Origin of the sequence: Streptomyces sp. NPDC050508, assembly GCF_040655155.1 — a bacterium.
Taxonomy (GTDB): Bacteria; Actinomycetota; Actinomycetes; order Streptomycetales; family Streptomycetaceae; genus Streptomyces.
In genome coordinates this window covers 490,439-510,258 of record NZ_JBFAJJ010000004.1, presented here as the reverse complement: position 1 = coordinate 510,258, position 19,820 = coordinate 490,439, and the positions used below count along the sequence as shown (strand labels likewise).

Genomic DNA, 19,820 nt, shown 5'->3' with positions numbered 1-19,820 from the left:
GTACGAGGAGTCCGCTCCGTACCCGCGGAGGTCACCCGACCCAGGCGTCGAAGCCGCCGACCCCCGAGTCGTCTGCTCCGCTCCCGCGGAGGTCACCCGCGCTGGTGCAACGGCGCCGCCCTCGACCTCGAGTCTGCTCCGTTCCCGCGGAGGTCACCCGGACTGGTTGGGTACGGCCGGGTTGGGCTTGGAGTCTGCTCCGCACCCGCGGAGGTCACCCGTTGGGGGAGTCGTCGGAGAAGAGCGGGAACGGGTTTGCTCCGCACTCGCGGAGGTCACCCGGGGACGACCGGGACGACGCCGAGGAGGTTGGTGTCTGCTTCGCGCGCGGAGGTCGCCCAGACTGGGCCGGTACCGCCAACGGACTGCTCCGCATCTGCGGAAGTCACCCGAACACGTCGCGGCTGCGGGTCGGGGTGAGGGAGTCTGCTCCGCACCCGCGGGGGTCGCCCTCAGTCGAACACGAATCCGTTGTCGACGTCACAGGCTGCTTCGCACTCGCGGAGGTCACCCGGCGTCCTCAGGGTGGAAACCGGGCCGGACGTGGTCTGCTCCGTACTCGCGGAGGTCACCCGTCCTCCCAATCGGAGTGCCAGCGGCCTACGTAGTCTTCTCCGCAGCCGCGGAGGTCACCCGCAGCCCGACGTCCTGCGCACCCTCTACATGGAGTCTGCTCCGCACCCGCGGAGGTCACCTGTCGGACAGCGTGATGGAGGCAGGCGTGCCGTAATCTGCTCCGCACCCCGCGGAGGTCACCCAGTGCCGTTCGTGCGGACCACCATGTTCACCGGGTCTGCTCCGCACCCGCAGAGGTCACACGTCGCTCGGCTTCGCCCCCTACTTCATGGAGGCGTCTGCTCCGCCCCCGCGGAGGTCACCCGCGCATATCTAACCGCTGGCAGCGTGAGGCGTAGTCTGCTCCGTACCAGCGGAGGTGTTCCGATCCGTCACGACCTGCGATTACGGGGCCGCCGGTCGGCTCCGCGCGAGCGGAGGTGTTCCGGCATCCGGGGTGCCGGAAAGCCGAGGGGGGATGTCGGCTCCGCGCGAGCGGAGGTGTTCCGATGACCGGCCAAGGTCTCTGTCGGACGGCCGCGTCAGCTCCGCGCGAGCGGAGGTGTTCCGGCGTCGGCGTCGTCGCCGTAGGGATCGGGGACGTCAGTTCCGCGCGAGCGGAGGTGTTCCGTCGGCAATGGCCAGGGTGAAGGTGGTGCCGTCATCAGCTCCGCGCGAGCGGAGGTGTTCCGCTGTCGACGCTCATCGACGCGTTCACCGCGACGTCAGCTCCGCGCGAGCGGAGGTATTCCGGCCAGCCTCCGAACCGGGTGCAGACGCACGAGTCAGCTCCGCGCGAGCGGAGGTGTTCCGGTACAGCAGTCACATCGCCTGACCAGAGACGCAACGCGTCTGACGCCCCATCAGAACGAGCGTCACGAGCGTCGTTTCAGCGTCAAGATATCGCCCGTAACGCCCACACTACACATAACGCACGCGCACAAAACGGCAGGTCAGGACACCTTTGCCACCAGCTCAAGGAGCGCAACACACTCCACATGGTGCGTCATCGGGAAAGCATGAAACGGCACGGCACCTGATGCGTCAAGCATGTACGCGATCGCCGACGCATCCGACGAATCTCGTCGCCCCGCAGGAGCCGCGCTCCGGCAATTTCGCTCGTGAGCGAGGGGAACATAGCCGCACATCGCCGGTTAGCCAAACCGGCGTTTCTGCAGACGATTGTTGTCCAACGTCTGCCCCGAGCACCACTGCGGATCGATCCATCAGCGAGGATTCACCACCGCTGCGGAGGTGGAATCCCCTGTTCTCCGTTTGCGAGCGGTGTCATCCATCGCCGGAGGTTCTTCTCCGGTATCCGTTTGGTGCTCCATACCGCCCGGAGATCCACCGCACTTGCCCCCCGAACCGATAATAGATTCCACAATCCATCAGCCACGCAAGCAAAAGGAGCACGCGGCGCACTCCATAGCCAGTCAGGCCGTCTCCGTCCAAGGTGACAGCCGTTCGTCCCTTCTGGCCAACGCCTGGTATTCGACGAGTGATCTCGCCTCCTGTCTGCACGTGGACGCCTCGACTCTGCGTCGGTGGCGCACCGCCCGGCCACCGCAGGGCCCGCCGTTCGTCTCCGTTTCGGAACGCGTCGTCATGTACAGCGCGCTCGACGTCGAGGAATGGCTGCACAGCCGCCGGACCGTCCCGCGCCGAGAAGCCTGATGGCCGAGAAGACCATTGTTCCGGTCGGCGTCAAGCTCTCCACCGACATCGAGTACCGGCCCGATCGTCCCAATCCCTACCGAGCGCGCGTCCGCTGGTTCGATCCGGCGACGAAGCGACGCCTGTCCCTGTCGGAGGGAAAGGCGGACGAGGACGAGGCTCAGGAGTGGCTCCAGGACATCATCGACGCCGCGCAGGCCGGCCTGTCCCCGTCGCTCGCCACCATGAAACTCGCCGAATACGGCGACACCAACATGGATCTCGCCCTGCGCGGGCTGGAGTTGAAGACCCTCGACCCGTATCTCGCGGGATGGCGGATGCGCGTGGTCCCAGCCCTGGGCCACCTCGCCGTACGGATGATCACCAACGGCGTCGTCGACCGCAGCGTGCAGAACTGGATCGTCGACGACCACAGTCGCTCCACGGTCAAGAACACCATCGCCGTCCTGGTCCGCGTCATGGAGCAGGCGGTCCGCGACGGCATCATCAAGGTCAACCCCGCCCGCGTCAGCGGCTGGCAGAAGCTCTACAAGCAGGCCGAGGACGAACTCCGCGACCCACGGGCCCTCGCCCTGCCCGACTGGGACACGCTCGTCCAGCTGGCCGAGGCACTCGTGGCCGCCTCCTCCAACCAGTACCGAGGCTGGGGCGACGTCGTTCTGTTCGCCGCGAGCACCGCCGCCCGGATCGGAGAGGTCTCCGGGTGCCGCGTCGGAGACATCGACACCAGCCAGTGGATCTGGACGGTGCGGCGTCAGACCACGCCCGCGCCCGGCGGACTGACCGACAAGGGCACCAAGGGCAAGCGCGCCCGGAAGGTTCCCATCATCGAGGAGATCCGCCCGCTCGTGGCCCAGCGCATCCTCTCCGCCGGCCCTGCCCCCGACGCGCGGCTGTTCACCGGCCCACGCGGAGGACGCATCTCCACCGCGGTCCTGCGCGACGCGACCCACTGGGACGAGGTGGTCACCCAGCTCGGCTACGAGCACCTGCGCCGCCACGATCTCCGCCACACCGGACTGACCTGGCTCGCGGACGCCGGAGTCCCCATCCACGTCCTGCGCAGGATCGCTGGTCACGGTTCACTGACGACCACTCAGCGCTACCTGCACCCAGACGTCCACAAGATCACAGCCGCAGGTACGGCACTCTCCGCACACCTCAGCGTGCTGCGCGCCCCGCGCACGCTTCCCGCGACGGCTGTCCTCACCCGCTGACACCGGTCAAGGCACGCTGGTCCCCAACTGGTCCCCAACAATGATCAAGGGGCGGTTTCGGATTCCTCCGAAACCGCCCCTCACCAGCGACTCCATCGAGTCGGGACGACAGGATTTGAACCTGCGACCCCTTGACCCCCAGTCAAGTGCGCTACCAAGCTGCGCCACGTCCCGTTGCCCATCTGACCTGGGGTTTCCCCTGGCCGAACGCGCATGGAAACAATACCGCACTCGCGTCAGTGATCGCGCACGCCTTTATTCGGGGCGGACTTTCGACCGCCCCCCTCTCCGACACTTGACCTGAAGTTTGGTTGAGGTTGCACGATCGTCCGTATGACGACGACCACGGAACACAGCCGCACCTACACGCACGACGACCTGCCCCGCCTCATGGGGCTGATGACCGGCGACGAGAAGCACGGTCCGGCGGCGACGTCGACGCTGGACGTGCTGTGGGTGCTCTACGACCGGGTGCTGCGGGTCGGCCCGGAGCGGATGGGCGACCCCGAACGTGACCGGTTCCTGCTCTCCAAGGGGCACGGTCCGATGGCGTACTACGCCGTACTGGCCGCCAAGGGGTTCGTCCCGGTGGAGTGGCTCCCGGGCTTCGGCTCGTACGACTCGCCGCTCGGGCACCACCCCGACCGGGTGCTGGTGCCGGGCGCCGAGATCGGCAGCGGGTCGCTGGGGCACGGGCTGCCGATCGCCGTCGGGACGGCACTGGGGCTGCGGGCCCAGGGGCGTGCCGAACCGCGGGTCTGGGTGCTGGTCGGGGACGCCGAGCTGGACGAGGGCAGCAACCACGAGGCCATCGCCTTCGCCGGGCCTGCCGGACTGGACCGGCTGCACACCGTCGTCGTCGACAACTCCTCCGCCAGTCACGCCCGGCCCGGCGGCATCGCCGCCCGCTTCGAGGCCGCGGGCTGGTCCGCGGTGACGGTCGACGGCCGTGATCACGAGGCGCTGTACGCCGCCTTCACCGCGCCGCACCCCGGCCGGCCGCACGTGGTCGTGGCCCGGGTGGAGCCGAAGTCCGTCTGATCACCCGCCTCCCTCACCACCACCATCAGCATCAGTTCAAGAAGGGTTCCCTCTCCATGGACACCATGCGTGACCGTTTTGCCCCGGTCGTCTCCCGGCTGCTCGACGAGGATCCGCGGGTCGCTGTCGTCCTCGCCGAGATCGGCCGGGACGGCTTCGCGGAGGCACAGCTCAGCCATCCCGACCGGGTGATCAACGTCGGCATCCGCGAGCAGCTCCTCGTCGGGGCGGGCGCGGGGCTCGCCCTGACCGGCATGCGTCCGGTCGTGCACACCTTCGCCAGCTTCCTCGTCGAGCGGCCCTTCGAGCAGGTCAAGCTGGACCTCGGGCACCAGAACGTCGGCGCGGTGCTGGTGAGCGCGGCGGCCTCGTTCGACTGGCCCGCCGGCGGGTTCACGCACATGGCTCCGAGCGATGTGGCCCTCCTCGACACCCTCGACGGCTGGACCGTCCATGTGCCGGGCCACCCGGACGAGGCCGAGACCCTGCTGCGGCACGCGGTCGCCGCAGGCGACGACAGGGTGTACGTACGCCTGTCCATCCAGTCCAACACGGAGGGCCTCCCGGTCGACGGCGAGCGTTTTCTGACCGTCCGCGAGGGCGGCTCCGGTGTGGTCGTCGCCGTCGGGCCGATGCTCGACGCCGTACTCACCGCGACGGAGGGCCTCGACGTCACCGTCCTGTACGCCACGACCGTGCGGCCCTTCGACGCGACCGCGCTGCGCCGTGCCACGCGGACGGCCGGGACGGACGTCGTCCTCGTCGAGCCGTACCTGGCCGGCACCTCGACGGCCGCAGCTGGCGACGCGCTCGCCGACGTGCCCCACCGTGTGCTGGGCCTGGGTGTGGGACGCGCCGAACTGCGGCGCTACGGCACCCTCACGGAGCACCTGTCCGCCCACGGCCTCGACGCCCGGACGCTGCGCGAGCGGATCGGCGGCTTCGTCGGAGGCGGACGGATGGCGGTGTCGAGCTGAGGTCGGCGCCTGCCGGCGAAAGAGCGTCTCCGTTGGCACCGACGGCTGTCAGTCGCCGGACGGCGGGCCCAACTCCGGGTAGGAGTCGAGGAGTCGGGGCGGGGCCGCCTGGCGCCAGGAGTCGGTGAGGATGTCGCGCAGTTCGTCCTCGCTCTCCAGCGCGGCGAGCCGGGCCCGGACCCAGGCGAAGCCCGCCTCGTGGTCGGCGACCCAGAACTTCTCCGGCTCGGCCAGGACCAGTTCGTCGCGCTCCTCCTTCGGGCAGCGCACGGCGATGGAGGTCTCCTCCTCGGGCACTGTGACGAACATCTTCCCGGCGACCCGGAACGTGGGCATGTTCCAGGCGATCTTCTCCGTCGTGTCCGGGAGGGAGAGGGCGATTCGGCGTACGTCTTCGGCATCCGGCATGACACGCAACATAGCGTCCGGCACTGACAATCACCTGGTGAGAGCGGCTGCCCCCACCTCCGCCCCGGCGCCCTTCCCCACGTGCTTGTAGTAGAGCGTCGTCGGCCGCAGCACCCCGGCCGGGCTCGCCGCGTAGTCGGGGATCACGCCGGCCCGGGTCCAGCCGGCTGTGCGATACAAGTGCTCGGCGAGGCTGTCGGTCTCGGTGTCCAGGTGGAGCAGGGTGATGCCGGCGGCGACGGCCGCGTCCTCGGCGAGGGCCAGGAGCCGGCGTCCGAGCCCCTCTCCCCTGGCCTCTCTGTGCACCATCAGCTTGACCAGTTCGGCGCGGTGGCGGCTGTTGGGCTTGTCGGCGAAGGCCAGGCTCACGGTGCCGACGACCCGGTCGCCGCTCAGCGCCGCCCACACGGCGAGCTGCCCGGCGGCCACACCGACGGCACGCCGGCGCCACCAGGCGACGGCTGCCGTCCGGTCGAGCGGTGCGAGGAATCCGACCGAGGCGCCGTCGTCGACGGTGTCGGTCAACAGGTCCGCCAACTCGTCGACCATCGCGAGGAGTTGGGGAGCGTCCAGCCGCGTCGCCTTCATGGCAGCACCACGGCCAGCACGTAGCGCACGTCGTCGGGGCCCGGGCACCGGAAGCGGGTCGGCCCCCACACCCGCAGCCGCAGGCAGTCGCCGGTGTCGAGGTGGTGCTCGGCGTCCTGGGCCGTCACGCCGAGGGCGCCTTCGAGGACCCAGATGTGCTGTTCCAGTCCGGGTACGGGCGGCCGGTCGTAGGCGATGTCGGCGCCCGCCGCGAGCCGCCCCTCGACGAGTTCGCCGCGCAGCCCGGTGTGTGGGGGCGACACGGACCGCCGTACGAAACCGGAGGTGCGGTCCTCCCACACAGGTTGCTCGGCGGCACGTAGCAGCAGGGCGGGTTCGGCCTCCACCTCGCTGAGGAGTTGGGACATGGTCCGGCCGTAGACGCCGCACAGGCGGTTGAGGAGCGAGGCGGTGGGGCTGGTCTCGGCGCGTTCGGCCCGGGACAGCGTCGACCGGCTCACTCCGCTGCGCTCCGCCAACTCCCCGAGGGACCAGCCGTGTTGGGCCCGCAGCTCGGCCAGGCGGGCGCCGAGGCGGGCGTCCACCGGGTCCGGAGCCTCTTCTTCGTGCATCACATCTGGGACGATATCCCGAATATGAAACGGCGAGGTTACGTCCGGGCCACTTCTTCCAGTGCGTCCAGCACCGGGCGGATCAGTGGGTGCTCCTTCGTGCCGCGTCGTACGGCCGCGAAGACCCGGCGGGTCGGCGCCACCCCGTCGACGGGCCGGACGACGACTCCCGTCAGGTCCATGCCGCTCAGCGCCGAGCGGGGGACGAGGGCGACGCCCGCGTCGGCCGACGCCAGGGCGACCACCGCGCGGAAGTCGTCCGAGGAGTGTTCGAGGCGGGGCCGGAACCCGGCGTTCTCGCAGGCCAGGACGACCACCTCGTGGCAGGGGTTGCCGGGGTACGGGCCGATCCACGAGTCCTTGGCCAGTTCGGCGAGGGGGATCTCGGTGGCGTCGGCGAGGCGGTGGGTGACCGGGACGACGGCGTCGAACGGCTCGGCGTAGAGCGGGACATGGATCAGGCGCGGGTCGTCGGCGGGCGGGGCGCCGCGGTACTCGACGGCGACCGCGACGTCCACCTGCCGGTCGAGCACCATCGGCAGGCTGGCGTCGCCCTCGGCGTCCTGGACGCGCAGGCGGATGCCCGGCGCGAGGAGTGCGAGACGGGACACCGCGGGTGCTACGACCTGTGCGATGCCCGTCGCGAAGGCGGCGACGGTGACCGTGCCGGCCGCGCCCGAGCTGTAGGCGGCGAGTTCCGCCTCGGCCCGTTCCAGCTGGGCCAGGACCACGTTGGTGTGGCTGAGCAGGATCTCGCCGGCCGGGGTCAGCCGTACGCCCTTGGCGCCGCGCTCGACCAGGCGGTGGCCGGTCTCCTGCTCCAGGGCGGCGAGCTGCTGGGAGACCGCCGAGGGGGTGAGGTACAGCGCGGCGGCTGCCGCCGTCACGGTGCGGTGGTCGGCCACCGCACGGAGGATGTGGAGCCGCCGCGCTTCGATCATGCGACCGATTATCGCAATATGTCGGAGCTGCTCAGCCCTCCAGCTCCGCGCGGGCCGCGACGAACGCGTCGACCGCCCGGTTCACGTCCTGTGTCGAGTGCGCGGCGGACAGCTGGACCCGGATACGGGCCTGACCCTGCGGCACTACCGGGTACGAGAAGCCGATCACGTACACACCCCGCTCCAGCAGCAGCTCCGCCATCCGGCCCGCCACCGCCGCGTCGCCGATCATCACGGGCGCGATGGCGTGGTCGCCGGGAAGGACGTCGAAGCCCTCCTCGGTCATCCGGCGCCGGAACAGGGCCGTGTTCTCGGCGAGTTGGACGCGCAGGTCGTCCGCGGACTCCAGCAGGTCGAGCACCTTGAGCGAGGCCGCGGCGATCACCGGGGCGAGGGTGTTCGAGAAGAGGTACGGCCGCGAGCGCTGGCGCAGCAGCGCGACGATCTCGGCGCGGGCGGCGACGTAACCGCCGGAGGCGCCGCCGAGGGCCTTGCCCAGCGTGCCGGTGATGATGTCGACGCGGTCCATGACGCCGTGCAGTTCCGGGGTGCCCCGGCCGCCGGGGCCGACGAAGCCGACGGCGTGGGAGTCGTCGACCATGACCATCGCGTCGTAGCGGTCGGCGAGGTCGCAGATGTCGCGGAGGGGTGCGACGTAGCCGTCCATGGAGAAGACGCCGTCGGTGACGATCAGCTTGCGCCGGGCGCCCGCGGCCTCCTTCAACTGCCGTTCCAGATCGGCCATGTCACGGTTGGCGTAGCGGAGGCGGCGGGCCTTGGAGAGGCGGATGCCGTCGATGATCGACGCGTGGTTGAGGGCGTCGGAGATCACCGCGTCCTCCGGGCCCAACAGGGTTTCGAAGACACCGCCGTTGGCGTCGAAGCAGGAGGAGTAGAGTATCGTGTCCTCCTGGCCGAGGAACGTGGCCAGGCGGGCCTCAAGTTCCTTGTGGACCTCCTGGGTTCCGCAGATGAAGCGCACGGAGGCCATGCCGTAGCCCCAGCGGTCCAGGGCCTCGTGGGCGGCGGCGACGACCTCGGGGTGGTCGGCAAGGCCGAGGTAGTTGTTGGCGCAGAAGTTGAGGACCTCGCCGGGACGGCCGCCCGCGGTGACGTTCACCGTCGCGGACTGCGGGGAGCCGATCACGCGCTCGGGCTTGTGGAGTCCGGCGGCGCGGATCTCGTCGAGGGTGGTGCGGAGGTCGTCGCGCACGGAGTCGAACATGGGGGAAGCTCCTAAAGTTCCTTCGCAGAAAGGGAGTTACGCGGTCCAGTCGAGAATGACCTTGCCGCCGCGGCCACTTGCCGCGTCCGCGAACGCCGCCTCGAAGTCGCGGTATCCGTACCGGCCGGTGATCACGGGCGCAAGGTCCAGACCGCCTTCCAGCAGTACCGACATGGCATACCACGTCTCGAACATCTCACGGCCGTAGATGCCCTTGATGATCAGCATCGAGGTGACGATGCGGGACCAGTCGACCGGGAACTCCTGGGCGGGCAGTCCCAGCATCGCGATCCGGCCGCCGTGCGTCATGTTGGCGATCATGTCGCGCATGGCCTCAGGGCGCCCTGACATCTCCAGGCCGATGTCGAAGCCCTCACGGAGTCCCAACTCCCGCTGTCCGTCGGCGATCTGAGCATCCGTCACATTCAGTGCGAGGCTGACGCCGATCTTGCGGGCGAGGGCGAGTCGCTCCTCGCTCACATCGGTGACCACGACGTTCCGCGCGCCGGCGTGCCGGGCAACTGCCGCTGCCATCAGGCCGATCGGTCCCGCCCCGGTGATCAGCACGTCCTCGCCGACCAGCGGGAACGACAGCGCGGTGTGCACGGCGTTGCCGAACGGGTCGAAGATCGCGGCGACATCGAGGTCGACGGGGACGCGGTGCACCCACACATTCGCGGCGGGCAGCACGACGTACTCCGCGAAGGCCCCGTCCCTGCCGACGCCGAGCCCGACCGTGGCACGGCACAAGTGGCGGCGCCCGGCAAGGCAGTTGCGGCACTTGCCGCACACGAGGTGGCCCTCGCCGCTGACTCGGTCACCGGCCTTGATGTCGGCGACATCGCGGCCGGTGTCCACGACCTCACCCACGAACTCGTGGCCGAGCACCAGCGGTGTACGGATCGTCTGCCGCGCCCAGCCGTCCCAGGACCGGATGTGCAGGTCGGTGCCGCAGATCCCGGTCCGCAGGACCTTGATCAGTACGTCGCCGGGTCCGACGGCGGGCTCCGGCACGTCCGCGAGCCACAGCCCGGGCTCCGCCTTCTCCTTGACCAGCGCCTTCAACGCTACGGCTCCTGAGGGTGAGGTCCCGGGGCCGGGCACGATCCGGGCATGCCGGACGAGCCCGTTCCAGGGGTGGGGGTGGATTCTGCTAGCAATCTGCCCCACCGGAGCGCCCCGGTCCATCGAGGTTTTCTTAAGCCGTGCCGCAGCTTTCCTTCACACCTGGCACCTTCGCACCTGTCACCTTCACGCCCGTCACCCGTCGAGCCGCGACACCTGGTAGTGGGCGATGTACCAGCCGTCCGCCAGCCGCTTCACCAGGACGGCGAGCTTGACCTCGACCGGCGGCCGGTCGGTGAACGTGAACTCCGTGTCCAGATAGCCGAGTACGAGGTCGTCGGCGTACCGCCGGGTCTCCAGGATCCGGTAGGCGGCCTTCATCCCGAGCGGCTGGGAGGCGTAGTACTCGGCGACGCCGGGTCGGCCGACGCCGTAGGGGTGCAGCCCCTGGAAGATCGCGTCCTCGGTGAAGAGCCGGGCCACTTCCTCCGGTTCGTGGGCGTCGACGGCCGCTTTCCAGGGGTCCAGGACGCCGCGCAGGACGAGTTCGTCGTCGTTCGTGGTGTTCATGTCCGTCGACCTTTCTCAGTGACCGGCGCTCATGCCGCCGTCGACGTGCAGGATCTCACCGGTGACGAAGGGGGCGTTCTCCAAGAACACCACGGCGTCGACGATGTCGCTCACCTCGCCCATCCGGCCGACCGGATGCAGGGCGGCGAGGCCCATGTGGGTCTCCTCCGGGTGCATCGGGGTCTTGATGGTGCCGGGCGACACGGCGTTGGCGCGGATACCGCGGGTCGCGTACTCGATGGCGAGGGACTTGGTGGCGGACTGCAGCCCGCCCTTGGTCAGCGAGGCCAGGGCGGAGGGGACGCGGGCGTCCGCGTTGTCGACCAGGCTGGTGGTGACGTTGACGATGTGGCCGCCGCCCTGGGTGAGCATGTGCGGGATGGCCAACTGAGTGATCCGGAAGAACCCGGTCAGGTTGATGCCGATCACGGTCGCGTAGTCGTCGGCCGTGTAGTCGGTGAACGGCTTGGCGACGAAGACGCCCGCGTTGTTGACCACGGTGTCGATGCGGCCGAACCGCTCGATCGCGGCGGCCACGACCCGCTCGGCGGTGGCCGGGTCGGCGATGTCGCCCTGGACGGTCAGGATGTCCGCGTCGTCGGCCGGGGCGATGGTGCGCGAGGTGGCGACGACGCCGTAACCGAGCTTGCGGTAGGCGTCGACGACGCCGGCTCCGATGCCCTGCGAGGCACCGGTGACGATCGCGACCTTCTGGTTCTGAGAGCTCATGACGACCTTCTCCGAAGTGGTGGCTGAATGCTCCCGGTCGATCATCTCTACTAGCCGACCGGTCGCCTATTGGAGAAAGTAGGCGACCCGGAGAGGTGAAAGCAAAGGTCAGAAGGGGTTTTCCCAGGACCGGAATCCTTGTTGCTGGGAGGTCTGGCCTCCCAGTCCACGTCAGCGGTGCGGGTCGCCCTCGGGCAGCCAGGCATCGGGGGCGCGGAGTCCGAGGTCGTCGACACCGACGCCTTCGCAGAGGGCGTCCACGGCGGCGAGGACCGCCGTACGCGTCTCGCCCTCACGCCACACCAGCGACCAGGTCCAATGGACGGTCGGGCCGACGATCTCGCGGCGCACCAGGTCGGACGGCAGTGAAGTGGTCTGCCCCTTGGGCGAGTTGACGACCGGGCGGCGGCTGCGGCGGACGTGGTCGAAGAACGCGGGGCCGGTGATCCCGCCGTCGGAGATGAGCACCGCGCGCGCCCCGGTGTCGTGGGCCAGCTGCTCGGCGTAGACGTTCCAGGACGACCAGGAATTGGTGTCGTCGTCGAGGAGGACGGATGTGTCCCGGGCACACACGTCACCGGCGTCGATACCTGTGCTCACCGCATACAGCCGGTCCGCACCCAGCAGCCGAGCCCGGAGGCCGTACCGCTTCAGGTCCTCCTCCCGCACCCAGCACACGGCGAGGTCGAGGCTGCCGTCCGCGACCCGGGCGGCCTGCGTGTGCGAGGGGGCGACCCACGCGTCGACGTGCACCTGGGCCACTCCGGCGGTGCGCGAAGTCAGGTCCCCGGGCAGCCAGTTGACGTAGCCGAGCCGGACCGCCTCCGAGCCCGCGAGCCGGCCGGCCCGGCGCTGGAGGTCGTCGGCCCGCTCCAGCAGGGCACGGGTGTGCGGGAGCAGGGCGGCGCCGGCCGGGGTGAGGGAGACCGAGCGGCGGTCGCGGTCGAAGAGCCGTACGCCCAGGTCGCGTTCGAGGGCCTTGATCTGCTGGGAGAGGGAGGGGCCGGCGATCAGGAGGCGGTCGGCGGCCCGGCCGAAGTTGAGTTCCTCGGCGACGGCGACGAAATACCTGAGTTGGCGCAGCTCCACGCCCGTCATGCTACGCGGGCTGGGAGGCCGTCCCTCTCAACAGGGAGCAAGCCCGTCGTGGCGCCCGCGCCGGTCCCGAGCCACCATGAGGGCATGGAAACCCGGCACCTCGTCGTCCCGCCGGGCGGGCCCGAACGGAGCGAGATCATGCTGCGAGAGTTCCTGGTCGAGATCACCACCACCGTCCCTGAGGGCACTGCCCAGGACGAGGTCGACCGGCGCCGTGCCGCCGAGGCCGTCCGCGCCCGTGAACTGGCCGCCACCGGCCACCTCGCCAGGCTGTGGCGCCCGGTCGGTGAACTGCGCAGTGTCGGCGTCTGGCGCGCCTCCGACGAGGAGGAACTGCACGAGAAGGTGCTCGGCACACTGCCCCTGCACGCCTGGATGACGTTCGCCGTCACCCCGCTGGAGCCGCACCCGAACGACCCCGGCAGCTCGGTGTAACACCACGTCAACTCGGCTCCGGCACAAGGGATTTCATCACCATGAGCCCCTACGCCCCGGTCCCCGCGCCCCGGGCGGACGGCATCGTGCTGTCCCCCTGGACCCACGTCGCACGGGTCGCCGCGGCCCTCGCCGCGGGCATGGGCGTCGGCCGCTTCGTGTACACCCCGATCCTCCCGCTGATGCACGCCCAGGCGGGGCTCTCCACCGACGCGGGCGCCCAACTGGCCACCGCCAACTACGTCGGCTACCTCCTCGGCGCTCTCGCCGGAACCCTGCTCCCCGCCCTGGTCCGCTCCCGCGCGGTTCTGCGCGGCTCACTCGTCCTGCTGATCGGCACCCTCACCGCGATGCCGGCCACCCACAGCACCGGGGTGTGGATCGCACTGCGCCTGCTGGCCGGCGTGGCGAGCGCGCTGATCTTCGTGGTCGCGGTCAGCTCGCTCCTCGGCCACCTGCGCAACCACCCGGCGCACCTGCCCGGTTGGGCCTTCGGCGGCGTCGGCGCCGGCATCGCGCTCTCCGGCCTGCTGGTCCTCGCCCTGCGCTCCGCCGCGGACTGGCGGGCCGCCTGGTGGGCGGAGGCCGCACTGGCAACGGCGCTCGCTGCCGCGGCATGGAATCTACGGCCCGAGGTGCCGGTCGCGCCCTCAACCGGCGCCCCTGGAACGGCGGTTGACCCCTGGTTCGGCGCCCTGTTCGTCAGCTACAGCCTGGAGGGCGTCGGCTACATCGTCGCCGGCACCTTCCTGGTCGCGGCGATCGGCCAGAGCTCCCCCGGCTGGATCGGCAGCGGCGCGTGGGTGCTCGTCGGGCTGGCCGCCGTACCGTCCTCCGCGTTGTGGGCGCGGCTCGGGCGCCGCTGGTCGCGGTCCGGGCTGCTCGTGGTGGCGTTGATGATCCAGGCGGTCGGCGTCGCGCTGCCCGCGCTGGTCGGCGGGGTGGCGGCGGCCCTGGTCTCCGCGGTGCTGTTCGGCGCGACCTTCATCGGGGTCAGCACGCTCGCCCTGGCGGCGGGGGCCGAGTTGCGGTTCCCGCGCTCGGTGGCCCTGCTGACCGCCGGCTACTCCGTCGGCCAGATCCTCGGCCCGCTCGCCGTCGCCCCGCTGCTGCACCACGGCTACCGCCCGGCCCTGCTGCCGGCCGCCGTGGTGGTCCTCGCCGCGGCCGTGGCCGCCGCCGTCCTGCGCATCGGCTCCCCGCACCACGCGGTGGCGGTACGACGCTCCGTGCCGGACCAGGAGGTACGGACCGCCGGTCGCTGATCAGGCGGCGCGGGCCCCGAGCAGGGCGCGGCAGTTGGCCCAAAGGGGGCTCAGCCGCCCGGTGTTGTTGTAGAGCTTCGCGAACATCACCTGGCCCTCCAACTGGGCGACGACGGACCGTGCCGCCTCCCGGGTGTCAGTGACGGTGACGTCCCCGCGGTCGCGGGCCTCGCCGACGACCGCGTCGACCATCTCGACCTGGGCGTCGAAGATCTCCTGAAGCCGGGTGCGGACGGCCTCGGTCCGGTTGCTCATCTCCAGGCTGAGGTTGCCGAACAGACAGCCCATCACAGTGCCGCAGCCCTGCTGTCCGGCGCGCAGCCCTGCCTCCGTCTCCTCGAACAACTGCCGCAGCCGCTCCAGGGGTTGGGCGTCCCCGCCGAGGACACGTGTCCACTCCCGCCGCTGGTCCGCCCAGTGCTCGTCCACGACGGCGAGCGCGAGGGCCTCCTTCGACTCGAAGAAGTAGTAGAAGCTGCCCTTCGGCACCCCGGCCGCCCTGCAGATCTCGGCCACCCCCAGCGCCGAGTAACCGCGCGCCTCGAAAAGCGACCGCCCGGCGGCGAGGATCTTCTCTCCGGCATCACTGGTCCTACCCATACGGTCATTATACGACCGGTCGGCTACTCACCACCCAGCAGTTCCAGCCGGGCCACCAGCTCCGCCGCCGTCGACTTGATCGTCTCCAGGCCCGGCTTCCCCCACGGCCGCGGCTCCGTGTCGACGACACACACCGTGCCCAGCACCATCCCCGTGGAGTCGATGAGCGGCGCCCCCAGATAGGAACGGATGCCGAACTCGTCCACGACCGGATTGCCCGCGAACCGCGGATAGTCGCAGACATCCTCAAGAACCAGCGCTTTACGTCGCACCACCACATGGGGGCAGAACCCATAGTCGCGGGCCAACTGCCGGCCCACCTCGGGCTTGGCGTGCTCCCCGCCCGAGGTCGGCCTGGGCAGTCCGACACTGCCCGGGGTATGCAGACCGGCGAAGAACTGCCGGTCCTGATCAATGAAGTTGACCATGGCGTACGGCGCCCCGGTGAGCTCGGCGAGATGGTCCGCGAAGGCGTCGAGCGCCGGGTCCGGATGCTCCCCCAGACCCAACCCGCGCAGCCGTCTCGTCCGTTGGGGGGCCTCCTTGTCCTCGGGCGTGAGCAGCAGACGACCGGCCGGACGCGGCGGGTCGTAGCTCATGGGCCTACTCCGTCCCTGTGGACGTACGTCATAGAGGAACTCCGTGGCGGTGTGCGGGAATCACATGTGGGCGCCATGGCTCGGCGCATGCGCCGGAGCGTGGGCGATGAGATGGCGTACGAGGGTCAACAGGGTCTGGACACCGGAACTGGAGATCCGCGCGTCGCAGCGGACGACCGGGATCCCGGGATCGAGATCGATGGCGGCACGCACCTCCTCCGGGTCGTAGCGGTGGGAGCCGTCGAACTCGTTGATCGCGACGATGAATCCGAGGCCGCGCTGCTCGAAGAAGTCGACGGCCGCGAAGCACTCCTCCAGGCGTCGGGTGTCGGCGAGGATGACCGCGCCGAGCGCGCCTTCGGACAGCTCGTCCCACATGAACCAGAACCGCTCCTGTCCGGGCGTACCGAACAGATAGAGCACGTGTTCCGGGTCGAGGGTGATCCGGCCGAAGTCCATCGCCACGGTCGTCTCGACCTTGTTCTCGATGCCTTCGAGATCGTCGGTCGCGGCACTGACCGTGGTGAGCAGCTCCTCCGTGCTGAGCGGCGCGATCTCGCTCACCGCGCCGACGAAGGTCGTCTTGCCGACGCCGAAACCGCCCGCCACCAGGATCTTCAGTGCGGTGGGAAAGGGATCGTGGCCGCTCTCGTAGTCAGAGCTGTCGTCGTAGTCCATCGAGCACTGCCTCCAGAAGAGACCGGTCAGTGGGGTTGTGGTGGAACTCGGGTGGCTTGGTGGTCAGCGCCCCGCAGTCGACCAGGTCCGACAGCAGCACCTTGGTGACCACCGCCGGCAGCTTCAGGTGGGCGGCGACCTCGGCGACCGAGACGGGCGCGCGGCACAGGTCGAGCGCCTGCGCGTGCTCCGGGCCGAGGTAGCCGAGGGGGGTGGCGCCGGTGCCCCTCACCTGCGACAGGAGGTCGAGTGCGATGGAGGGCCGGGTACGGCCGTTGCTGACCGTGAAGGGGCGCACAAGACGTCCGGCCGCGTCGTCCAACCAAGGCCCGTCGCCGGCCGTCGCCACGCTCAAGGCCTCATCGCAGGGGATTCGACGGCGTGCTGCCGGGGAGCGGTCACGAGGTAGGGGCGGACGCTCTTGACCAGCATCGCCATCTCGTAGCCGAGGACGGCCGCGTCGGCCTCGCGGCCGGCGAGCACGGCGAGACAGGTGCCGGAGCCTGCCGTGGTGACGAAGAGCAGCGTCGAGTCGAGCTCGACGACGACCTGCCGGACGTCTCCACCGTCACCGAAGCGGACGCCCGCGCTCCGGCCGAGGGAGTACAGGCCGGAGGCCAGGGCCGCCATGTGGTCGGCGCTGTCGGGGTCGAGGCCGTGGACCGACTTCACGAGCCCGTCGCAGGAGAGCAGGACCGCGCTGGTGGTGTGCGGTACGCGCTGCACGAGGCCGCTCATCAGCCAGTCGAGATCGGATACATGGCCGGTCGGCGCATCGCTCGCCATGGTGGATCGACTCCTTGGGGTACGAAGGTCTGCGGGAGCGCGGGTGGGGGTGGGCGTGGGCGTGCGGGGAGTGGTGACCGTGGGGGTGGGGACGTGCGTGGTCATCCGGCTGATGCGCTCCCGTCGTGCCGGGCGGTGAGGTCGTGGCCGGGCGCATGCGCGTGCGCTTCGGCTATGGGTGCCGCATCCATGTGGGGGGCGAGGGTGAGGGGCGGCATCTCTGTGTGGTCTGCGGATGTGTGGTCGGCGGAGATGTGGTCCGCCGACGTGCGGTCGGCGAGCAGGAAGCGGTCCGTGCCGTTGGCCGCGGCGGAGCGGGCTGTGCCGGTACCGGTACCCGTGGCGATGCCGGTGCCGATGTCCGGTGTCGTGGGTTGAGGGTCGTGGCGGCGTGGTGCGGTGTCCATATGGTCGGAGCCCATGTGCGTTGCCGACATGTGGAATGGCTCCATGAGGGACGGGTCCAGCGGGGTCGGGCCCGTGTAGGACGGGCTCATGTAGACCCCGCCCGTGTGGACTCCGTTCGTGTGCGGGAACTCCGTGTGGTCTGTCGCCGTGTGGGCGGCAGCCGTGTGGGCCGTATCCATATGGGCCGACCCCATGTCGACCGATCCCGTATCGACCGACCCCAGCTGGTGCGGCTCGGCATGCGCCGCCGGTGCCTGTAGCGAGTCGACGTGGGCCGACTCCATGTGCGGCACGTCCGTGTGCGGAGCCTCCCTGTGGAGCGGCTCCATGTGCGGAGCTTCGACGTGGAGCGGCTCCATGTGAGGTGACGCCAGGTCGGCACCCTCCGCCATGTCCGCCGCCTCCATGTGCTGCTGTGCCTCTGCGAGGCCGATCCCGCGCTGGAAGGCCGCCATCAGGCCCGGGTCGTGGCCTGCGGGGTGCTCGGAGTCCTGACGGGGTGCCGGGCCGTCGCGGAGTTGGGGTGCGATGTGTTCCTGGGCGCGACGCCGCGGCAGTTGGGGCGGCTTGCCCATGGTGCCGCGTACCGTGCCGCCTCGTGGGGCGGGCGATGTGGTCGTGTTCGCCGCCACGGTCTGCCGGTCGTCGGGCCGGATGCCGGGCACCGCCTCCGCCGGGTTGGCCCGTTCCGCGCGGGCGCCGCGCACGGGCAGCGGTACCGGTCCGCTGCCGTTCGGTCCCGGTGCGGCGGGCGGTACGGAGTCCCGTCGCTGATGCCGCCCCGGTGCCCCGGACTCGCGCTGGTGCCGCCCCGGCACGGCAGGCACCGACGCCGGTGCACCCCGTCGGCCGACGGCCTGTCGGCCACCTTCGGTCCCACCTTGCGCCACGCCCTGTGCCCCGCCCTGCGGTGACTGCTGCGGAGGGAGGAGCGGACGCCCCCCGCCCATCGTGTCGTCCGGCTGCCCCATGGCCCCGAGCTCGCCCGGCGCCGTGCCCAACAGGGCCTGTGGCACCACGAGTACGGCCTGGACCCCGCCGTAGATGTTGGTCTGCAGGCGGACGTGGATGCCGTGGCGGCGGGCGAGTTGGGAGACCACGAACAGGCCGATGCGGCCGTCGGCCAGCAGGCTGGCGACGTTGACCTGGTCGGGGTCGGTGAGCAGGGCGTTCATGCGGCTCTGCTCGCCGACGGGCATGCCGAGTCCGCGGTCCTCGACCTCGACGGCGAGGCCCGAGGTGACGAGGTTGGCGCGGAGCAGCACTTGGGTGTGCGGGGCGGAGAACACCGTGGCGTTCTCGACGAGTTCGGCCAGCAGGTGGATCACGTCGGCGACGGCGTGGCCGCGCAGGGTGCCGTCGATCGGCGGTACGAGTTTGACGCGGGAGTACTGCTCGACCTCGGCGATGGCGGAGCGCAGCACCTCGGTCATGGAGACCGGATTGCTCCACTGTCTGCGGGACACGGCGCCGCCGAGGACAGCGAGGTTCTCGGCGTGGCGGCGGATACGGGTGGCGAGGTGGTCGACGTGGAAGAGGCCCTTGAGCAGGTCGGGGTCCTCGATCTCGTTCTCCAGCTCGTCGAGGATGGAGATCTCCCGGTGCACGAGGGACTGCAGGCGCCGGGCGAGGTTCACGAAGACCTCGACCTTCTGTTCGCTGCCGGCCTGGCTGGAGAGCTGGGCGGCAGACACGACGGCGGTGACGGCGCCGTCGTGCGCGTGTGCCAGGTCGGCGGCGAGCAGGTCGAAGTCGTCGGCGTTCCCGGGGGGCCGACTGCGCGGCTTGCGCTGGGGCGGGCCCTCGCCGCGGCGCAGCGCCTCGACCAGGTCACGCAGGTCGGCCTCGCCGCGCGCGCTGCTGCGGCGCAGGGCGCCGATGCGGTCACTGACGGAACTGGCGGCGCGGCCCGCGGCCACGGCGGCGATCAGGATGCCCGCGCACGTCACCGAGGTGGCTCCGGCGAGGACGCCCCAGAGGGTGAGGCTGGTCCGCGCTCCGGTGGAGCGGACGGTGAACAGGACGGCCGCGCTGGCGCTCAGCGCGACCGCGATGGGCGGTAGCACGGCGAGGCGCAGGAGTTGGGGCCGTATGTGCGTCTCGGGCAGTGCGGGCACGGGGCGGGCTGCCGGTCGCCCGTGCCGGCCGCCCTCACGGCGGTCTGCGCGTGCGGCCGGTGCACGGAGTTGAGACATCGTCGTCCTCGTACTGGTGCGTCGGACCTGTTTGCTCGCGCGGGGTGCGCGATTGGGGCATACGCCATCGCGGTGCCGGTCGAGAGAGCCGAAAAAATCGGCCCTGCGTCGCCCGACGGACACTCACAGTAGTCGCCAACGCATCAGGTGCGGTGGGCAGTTGACAAAGTCCCCCGGCGAGCGTCCCGCTC

General features: G+C 70.5%; 20 protein-coding genes, 1 tRNA gene and 1 pseudogene. 6 read left to right on the top strand and 16 right to left on the bottom strand.

The annotated features are described in order from the left end of the window. Positions 1 to 2,079 precede the first annotated feature (2,079 nt). A complete protein-coding gene (locus tag AB0I69_RS14705) occupies positions 2,080 to 2,232 on the top strand; it encodes a hypothetical protein (protein WP_327399718.1) in 153 nt (50 codons plus the stop codon). After that, the gene (locus AB0I69_RS14700) at positions 2,232 to 3,449 is read left to right on the top strand and encodes a site-specific integrase (RefSeq protein WP_363095982.1); all 1,218 of its coding nucleotides are present in this window, start codon (positions 2,232 to 2,234) and stop codon (positions 3,447 to 3,449) included. The genes AB0I69_RS14705 and AB0I69_RS14700 overlap by 1 nt, the downstream gene beginning before the upstream one ends. Positions 3,450 to 3,549: 100 nt before the next feature. Here the strand turns inward: AB0I69_RS14700 and AB0I69_RS14695 are convergent. Continuing rightward, a tRNA-Pro gene (locus tag AB0I69_RS14695) sits at positions 3,550 to 3,623 on the bottom strand. A 159-nt stretch (positions 3,624 to 3,782) separates the two neighbouring features. On the opposite strand from AB0I69_RS14695, the gene AB0I69_RS14690 reads away from it, so the two are divergent. Together AB0I69_RS14690 and AB0I69_RS14685 are read left to right on the top strand one after the other, a co-directional pair. Continuing rightward, positions 3,783 to 4,490, top strand: coding sequence for a transketolase (locus tag AB0I69_RS14690; RefSeq protein ID WP_363095981.1), 708 nt, complete (start codon positions 3,783 to 3,785; stop codon positions 4,488 to 4,490). 56 nt (positions 4,491 to 4,546) lie between these two features. Next, complete coding sequence (locus tag AB0I69_RS14685) at positions 4,547 to 5,467, top strand: transketolase (protein ID WP_363095980.1); 921 nt, start codon at positions 4,547 to 4,549, stop codon at positions 5,465 to 5,467. Between the two features lie 48 nt (positions 5,468 to 5,515). Here the strand turns inward: AB0I69_RS14685 and AB0I69_RS14680 are convergent, their stop codons facing one another. The 9 genes from AB0I69_RS14680 to AB0I69_RS14640 form a co-directional block, all read right to left on the bottom strand. Next, a complete protein-coding gene (locus AB0I69_RS14680) occupies positions 5,516 to 5,875 on the bottom strand; it encodes an MmcQ/YjbR family DNA-binding protein (protein ID WP_363095979.1) in 360 nt (119 codons plus the stop codon). Between the two features lie 30 nt (positions 5,876 to 5,905). Next, the gene (locus AB0I69_RS14675) at positions 5,906 to 6,463 is read right to left on the bottom strand and encodes a GNAT family N-acetyltransferase (RefSeq protein ID WP_363095978.1); all 558 of its coding nucleotides are present in this window, start codon (positions 6,461 to 6,463) and stop codon (positions 5,906 to 5,908) included. Beyond that, a complete protein-coding gene (locus tag AB0I69_RS14670; protein WP_363096150.1) occupies positions 6,460 to 7,035 on the bottom strand; it encodes an XRE family transcriptional regulator in 576 nt (191 codons plus the stop codon). Before AB0I69_RS14670 ends, AB0I69_RS14675 begins: the two co-directional genes overlap by 4 nt. 38 nt (positions 7,036 to 7,073) lie before the next feature. Beyond that, on the bottom strand, positions 7,074 to 7,976 hold the full coding sequence (locus AB0I69_RS14665) for a LysR family transcriptional regulator (protein WP_363095977.1): 903 nt from the start codon (positions 7,974 to 7,976) through the stop codon (positions 7,074 to 7,076). 31 nt (positions 7,977 to 8,007) lie between these two features. After that, positions 8,008 to 9,201 (bottom strand): glycine C-acetyltransferase, encoded by a 1,194-nt coding sequence (locus AB0I69_RS14660; protein ID WP_363095976.1) that lies wholly within the window; start codon positions 9,199 to 9,201, stop codon positions 8,008 to 8,010. Between the two features lie 36 nt (positions 9,202 to 9,237). Then, positions 9,238 to 10,266 (bottom strand): L-threonine 3-dehydrogenase, encoded by a 1,029-nt coding sequence (tdh, locus tag AB0I69_RS14655; protein WP_363095975.1) that lies wholly within the window; start codon positions 10,264 to 10,266, stop codon positions 9,238 to 9,240. Between the two features lie 195 nt (positions 10,267 to 10,461). Further along, on the bottom strand, positions 10,462 to 10,836 hold the full coding sequence (locus AB0I69_RS14650; RefSeq protein ID WP_363095974.1) for a hypothetical protein: 375 nt from the start codon (positions 10,834 to 10,836) through the stop codon (positions 10,462 to 10,464). Positions 10,837 to 10,851: 15 nt separating this feature from the next. Beyond that, positions 10,852 to 11,565 carry an SDR family oxidoreductase gene (locus AB0I69_RS14645; protein WP_363095973.1) on the bottom strand — a complete coding sequence of 238 codons (714 nt, stop codon included), beginning with the start codon at positions 11,563 to 11,565 and terminating at the stop codon, positions 10,852 to 10,854. A 171-nt stretch (positions 11,566 to 11,736) separates the two neighbouring features. Next, positions 11,737 to 12,663 (bottom strand): LysR family transcriptional regulator, encoded by a 927-nt coding sequence (locus tag AB0I69_RS14640; protein ID WP_363095972.1) that lies wholly within the window; start codon positions 12,661 to 12,663, stop codon positions 11,737 to 11,739. 141 nt (positions 12,664 to 12,804) lie between these two features. Here AB0I69_RS14640 and AB0I69_RS14635 point away from each other — a divergent pair, with 141 nt between their 5' ends. After that, complete coding sequence (locus AB0I69_RS14635; protein ID WP_363096149.1) at positions 12,805 to 13,098, top strand: muconolactone Delta-isomerase family protein; 294 nt, start codon at positions 12,805 to 12,807, stop codon at positions 13,096 to 13,098. A 41-nt stretch (positions 13,099 to 13,139) separates the two neighbouring features. Next, positions 13,140 to 14,363, top strand: coding sequence for a YbfB/YjiJ family MFS transporter (locus AB0I69_RS14630; RefSeq protein WP_363095971.1), 1,224 nt, complete (start codon positions 13,140 to 13,142; stop codon positions 14,361 to 14,363). Here AB0I69_RS14630 and AB0I69_RS14625 read toward each other — a convergent pair whose 3' ends face one another. The 6 genes and pseudogenes from AB0I69_RS14625 to AB0I69_RS14600 all read right to left on the bottom strand — a co-directional run. Beyond that, complete coding sequence (locus AB0I69_RS14625) at positions 14,364 to 14,963, bottom strand: TetR/AcrR family transcriptional regulator (RefSeq protein WP_363095970.1); 600 nt, start codon at positions 14,961 to 14,963, stop codon at positions 14,364 to 14,366. It lies immediately after the preceding gene. 23 nt (positions 14,964 to 14,986) lie between these two features. Further along, positions 14,987 to 15,562 carry a GAF domain-containing protein gene (locus tag AB0I69_RS14620; protein WP_363095969.1) on the bottom strand — a complete coding sequence of 192 codons (576 nt, stop codon included), beginning with the start codon at positions 15,560 to 15,562 and terminating at the stop codon, positions 14,987 to 14,989. Positions 15,563 to 15,622: 60 nt separating this feature from the next. After that, positions 15,623 to 16,240, bottom strand: a complete 618-nt coding sequence (locus AB0I69_RS14615; protein ID WP_363095968.1) for an ATP/GTP-binding protein — start codon at positions 16,238 to 16,240, stop codon at positions 15,623 to 15,625. Beyond that, the gene (locus AB0I69_RS14610) at positions 16,218 to 16,589 is read right to left on the bottom strand and encodes a DUF742 domain-containing protein (protein WP_363096148.1); all 372 of its coding nucleotides are present in this window, start codon (positions 16,587 to 16,589) and stop codon (positions 16,218 to 16,220) included. Before AB0I69_RS14610 ends, AB0I69_RS14615 begins: the two co-directional genes overlap by 23 nt. A 2-nt stretch (positions 16,590 to 16,591) precedes the next feature. Beyond that, the gene (locus AB0I69_RS14605; RefSeq protein ID WP_019069670.1) at positions 16,592 to 17,026 is read right to left on the bottom strand and encodes a roadblock/LC7 domain-containing protein; all 435 of its coding nucleotides are present in this window, start codon (positions 17,024 to 17,026) and stop codon (positions 16,592 to 16,594) included. A gap of 800 nt (positions 17,027 to 17,826) precedes the next feature. Further along, a pseudogene (locus AB0I69_RS14600) lies at positions 17,827 to 19,629 on the bottom strand (ATP-binding protein); the annotation flags it as partial. Between the last annotated feature and the right edge of the window lie 191 nt (positions 19,630 to 19,820).

Bases quoted from the DNA above. Each gene is read 5' to 3' on its own strand.
- AB0I69_RS14700 (WP_363095982.1), top strand. From the start codon at position 2,232: ATGGCCGAGAAGACCATTGTTCCGGTCGGCGTCAAGCTCTCCACCGAC.
- AB0I69_RS14690 (WP_363095981.1), top strand. From the start codon at position 3,783: ATGACGACGACCACGGAACACAGCCGCACCTACACGCACGACGACCTG.
- AB0I69_RS14685 (WP_363095980.1), top strand. From the start codon at position 4,547: ATGGACACCATGCGTGACCGTTTTGCCCCGGTCGTCTCCCGGCTGCTC.
- AB0I69_RS14680 (WP_363095979.1), bottom strand. From the start codon at position 5,875: ATGCCGGATGCCGAAGACGTACGCCGAATCGCCCTCTCCCTCCCGGAC.
- AB0I69_RS14675 (WP_363095978.1), bottom strand. From the start codon at position 6,463: ATGAAGGCGACGCGGCTGGACGCTCCCCAACTCCTCGCGATGGTCGAC.
- AB0I69_RS14670 (WP_363096150.1), bottom strand. From the start codon at position 7,035: ATGCACGAAGAAGAGGCTCCGGACCCGGTGGACGCCCGCCTCGGCGCC.
- AB0I69_RS14665 (WP_363095977.1), bottom strand. From the start codon at position 7,976: ATGATCGAAGCGCGGCGGCTCCACATCCTCCGTGCGGTGGCCGACCAC.
- AB0I69_RS14660 (WP_363095976.1), bottom strand. From the start codon at position 9,201: ATGTTCGACTCCGTGCGCGACGACCTCCGCACCACCCTCGACGAGATC.
- AB0I69_RS14650 (WP_363095974.1), bottom strand. From the start codon at position 10,836: ATGAACACCACGAACGACGACGAACTCGTCCTGCGCGGCGTCCTGGAC.
- AB0I69_RS14645 (WP_363095973.1), bottom strand. From the start codon at position 11,565: ATGAGCTCTCAGAACCAGAAGGTCGCGATCGTCACCGGTGCCTCGCAG.
- AB0I69_RS14640 (WP_363095972.1), bottom strand. From the start codon at position 12,663: ATGACGGGCGTGGAGCTGCGCCAACTCAGGTATTTCGTCGCCGTCGCC.
- AB0I69_RS14630 (WP_363095971.1), top strand. From the start codon at position 13,140: ATGAGCCCCTACGCCCCGGTCCCCGCGCCCCGGGCGGACGGCATCGTG.
- AB0I69_RS14625 (WP_363095970.1), bottom strand. From the start codon at position 14,963: ATGGGTAGGACCAGTGATGCCGGAGAGAAGATCCTCGCCGCCGGGCGG.
- AB0I69_RS14620 (WP_363095969.1), bottom strand. From the start codon at position 15,562: ATGAGCTACGACCCGCCGCGTCCGGCCGGTCGTCTGCTGCTCACGCCC.
- AB0I69_RS14615 (WP_363095968.1), bottom strand. From the start codon at position 16,240: ATGGACTACGACGACAGCTCTGACTACGAGAGCGGCCACGATCCCTTT.
- AB0I69_RS14605 (WP_019069670.1), bottom strand. From the start codon at position 17,026: ATGGCGAGCGATGCGCCGACCGGCCATGTATCCGATCTCGACTGGCTG.